A 3,154-nucleotide genomic window follows, 5' to 3' on the forward strand; every position below is an offset into this window, starting at 1 on the left:
TATCCTCTATATATTTTATTTTTTCTTCAACAGGTATTATTTTTCCTCTTACAATTTTATCTAATCTCTCGTCTTTTTCTTCTTCTTGTATAGTTTTTACCTTAAATATATATGGAAGTATGGCTTTTATAGATTCTATCGATATTTCATTTAAATCGACCTTTTCATCTGTAATAACTTCCTCTCTAGTTCTGTAGTAAGGCTGATTTATGTAATCTACATTTTCCTTCAAAACATCACTAGCTCTTTTGTATTTTTTATATTCTTTTATCTGCTCCATAAGCTCAAGTCGTGGATCCTCTTCTTCATCCATGTCTCTTTGCGAAAACAACAGGTATTTTGATTTTATCTCTAAAAGCTTCGTAGCCATAGTTATAAAATCACTCGTCACCTCTAAATCCATCGATTCTAGCATATTCAAATAAGCTAGATACTGCTTTGTGATTTCTATTATCGATATATCCTTGATATCTATCTTTTGCTTAGATATCATATCACAAAGCAGATCTAAAGGTCCATCGTATACGTTTAAATGTATGCTGTACTTCATCTATATTTTTGTCACAAACCTTACTATAGTTGCAAATACACTTACTATTGGAGTTGTTATATAAGAATATAAATCTGTGATTAATAGTACTATCAATACTATATATCCTATATTTTCGTATTTTATTTCAAAATCTCTGTATTTATAAGGTAAAAAACTAGAAATTACTCCCCATCCATCAAGCGGTGGAACTGGAAGTAGGTTGAATGCACCAAACCATAAATTGTAATTTACAGCTGTAGCAGCTATCAAACTAATAGAGTACATTGGACTGAATTTTAAAATAAAAGCACATATTATAGCTCCTATTAAATTTCCGATAGCCCCAGATATAGCTACGATAAAGCTTCCAACTCTATAGTTTTTAAAATTATTTGGATTTACTGGTACTGGTTTTGCCCATCCGAAATGGAATATAACAAGCATAATCAAGCCTAAAATATCCACATGTCTAGATGGATTGATTGTCATTCTTCCTGCTCTTTTGGCAGTATCATCGCCTAGTAAATACGCCGCAAACGCATGACCAAATTCATGTATAGTCATTGCAAATACTATACCTACTAGAGATACTAAAATATCACTTAAAAAACTCATTTAATTTCTCTCCTAATTGTTTTTTAGATAATACTATTATTATACCAATTATAGTGTGTTTAATCAAAATAATTTAAATACGTAAGTGAATTTAATTATTTTATATATTTATACAGTATAATTAAAAATTATTAACTAATTATTAAAAATAAGTTCTCTATAATAAAATCTCTGTCTAAGTCAGCACTATTAAATCTTTTTTGATATAATTTAATAAATAATAAATTTAGGTGGTCTTTTTATGGAAAGTATAATTTTGATTATTGTATTTTGTTTTTTATTTTACGCATTTTTTATTGCTCCAAGCTGGTATGATACACAGCTTAAAAAGAATTTTATCAATAAATTCGATATACAGCTGGAATTTAAAACTCCAGAAGATTATCCTGCTTTAATATACGTAAAAGATAAAAGAGTGTATTATTATGATTTTTCAAAACAAATATTCGAACAAATTTTACCCCAAAATCTTTTAGATGTAAAAGTAGAAAAGCATTATGTAAATAATGATAATGCGCTAAAAGTAAATAAATTAGAGATACTTGTTGTCACAAGTAAAAAATTATATTCTGTAAACACATTCGGAAAATATGTCGATAGAGATAGAAATAAAATTGAAATGCTCGCCGGATTGATAAAAAGCAATATTAAATAAACCCTATATAAATTACCTCATATAGGGTTTATTTATATGGTATCTCTAGACTATATCTTCAACTAATCTCTTTAGCATTTGTAAATAGCTAGCTTTATCTATATCCCTATTACTTACAAGGTCGACTTGTCCTATTAACTTATTTCCTTTATATATCTTCACCTTACCTAAAGTAGTTCCCTGCTTAATAGGAAGCTTTAAATTTTTATCTACGTCTATCTTTTTAGTAAAATCCTTTGACTCACCCTTTTTAGTTAGTATTCCCAAATCGTCTTTAGCTACTAAGCCGACACTTTCGCAGTCTGCCTTTTTAAGTTTTAAAGTATATAGCTTTTGATCTTTAGAGCATATTTTTACGCTTTCATAATTTGCAAATCCATAATCTAAAAGTGTAGTTGCATCCTTAAATCTATCCTTTGAGGTTTGTCCGCCTAAAATAACTGCTATTAGATGAGTTTTTCCTCTCTTTGCAGATGCCGATACACAGAATTTTGCCTCTCCAGTAAAACCAGTCTTAACACCTGTAGCACCGTTATAATGCTTTATCAATTTATTTGTATTTGCAAGACCTATTGTCGCCTTTTTCTTGCCTACAACTACATTGTCCATCCATGTAGTCAAGTATTTTTCAATAATCTCATGTTTTAAAAGCTCTCTAGACATTATCCCTATATCATAAGCAGATGTGTAGTGATTTTCTACAGGAAGGCCGTTTGTATTTACAAAATTAGTGTCGTTCATTTTGAGCTCCTTGGCCTTTTTATTCATCATATCTACAAATTCCTCTACACTTCCACCGATATACTCCGCCATCGCAACACAGGCGTCGTTTGCAGATGCAACAGCTATACCTTTAAGAAGATTATCAACGGTCTGAACCTCTCCAGGCTCTAAAAAAATCTGACTTCCTCCCATCGAAGCTGCATTTTCACTTATGGTAACTTCGTCGTTTATTTTTATCTTTCCACTTTCTAATGCTTCACAAATTAAAAGCATCGTCATTACCTTGGTAACACTAGCTGGAGGTAATTTTTCATGGCAATTTTTTTCGTATAATACCTGCCCACTACTGACATCCATCAGTACAGCCGATTTTGATCCTATATTGATATTATTACTTGTATTTTTATCTGCAAACACAAAAGTATTTTGGCAGGTAATAAATATTATAGCTAAAAATACGCTTATAAATCTCTTCATAATGTCACCTCGTCAAATGATTATTCTATATAAGAAAATCTTTATTTTAAAGATCTATAATGTAGATTTTCTTGAAACACATATACGGAAATTATATCTATCCACATCTTCAAAGGAATATAATTTCCTATGTGTTATAAAAAAATTTTAAT

The 3,154-nt window shown here is 29.9% G+C and carries 4 protein-coding genes; 1 reads left to right on the forward strand and 3 read right to left on the reverse strand.

Annotation, left to right across the window (positions count from 1 at the left end; genetic code table 11):
- Both ACI3VO_RS11350 and ACI3VO_RS11355 read right to left on the reverse strand, forming a co-directional pair.
- Positions 1 to 550 (reverse strand): segregation and condensation protein A (locus tag ACI3VO_RS11350; RefSeq protein ID WP_439758024.1); only part of this gene is annotated, 550 nt, incomplete at its 3' end.
- A complete protein-coding gene (locus ACI3VO_RS11355) occupies positions 551 to 1,147 on the reverse strand; it encodes a site-2 protease family protein (protein ID WP_439758025.1) in 597 nt (198 codons plus the stop codon).
- 241 nt (positions 1,148 to 1,388) lie between these two features.
- Between ACI3VO_RS11355 and ACI3VO_RS11360 the strand changes: the two genes are divergently transcribed.
- Positions 1,389 to 1,802 carry a hypothetical protein gene (locus ACI3VO_RS11360; protein ID WP_439758026.1) on the forward strand — a complete coding sequence of 138 codons (414 nt, stop codon included), beginning with the start codon at positions 1,389 to 1,391 and terminating at the stop codon, positions 1,800 to 1,802.
- Positions 1,803 to 1,847: 45 nt separating this feature from the next.
- Here ACI3VO_RS11360 and ACI3VO_RS11365 read toward each other — a convergent pair whose 3' ends face one another.
- On the reverse strand, positions 1,848 to 3,002 hold the full coding sequence (locus ACI3VO_RS11365; RefSeq protein WP_439758027.1) for a D-alanyl-D-alanine carboxypeptidase family protein: 1,155 nt from the start codon (positions 3,000 to 3,002) through the stop codon (positions 1,848 to 1,850).
- Positions 3,003 to 3,154 lie beyond the last annotated feature (152 nt).

The sequence above is a fragment of the Intestinibacter sp. genome, assembly GCF_051866655.1.
Taxonomy (GTDB): domain Bacteria; phylum Bacillota; class Clostridia; order Peptostreptococcales; family Peptostreptococcaceae; genus Intestinibacter.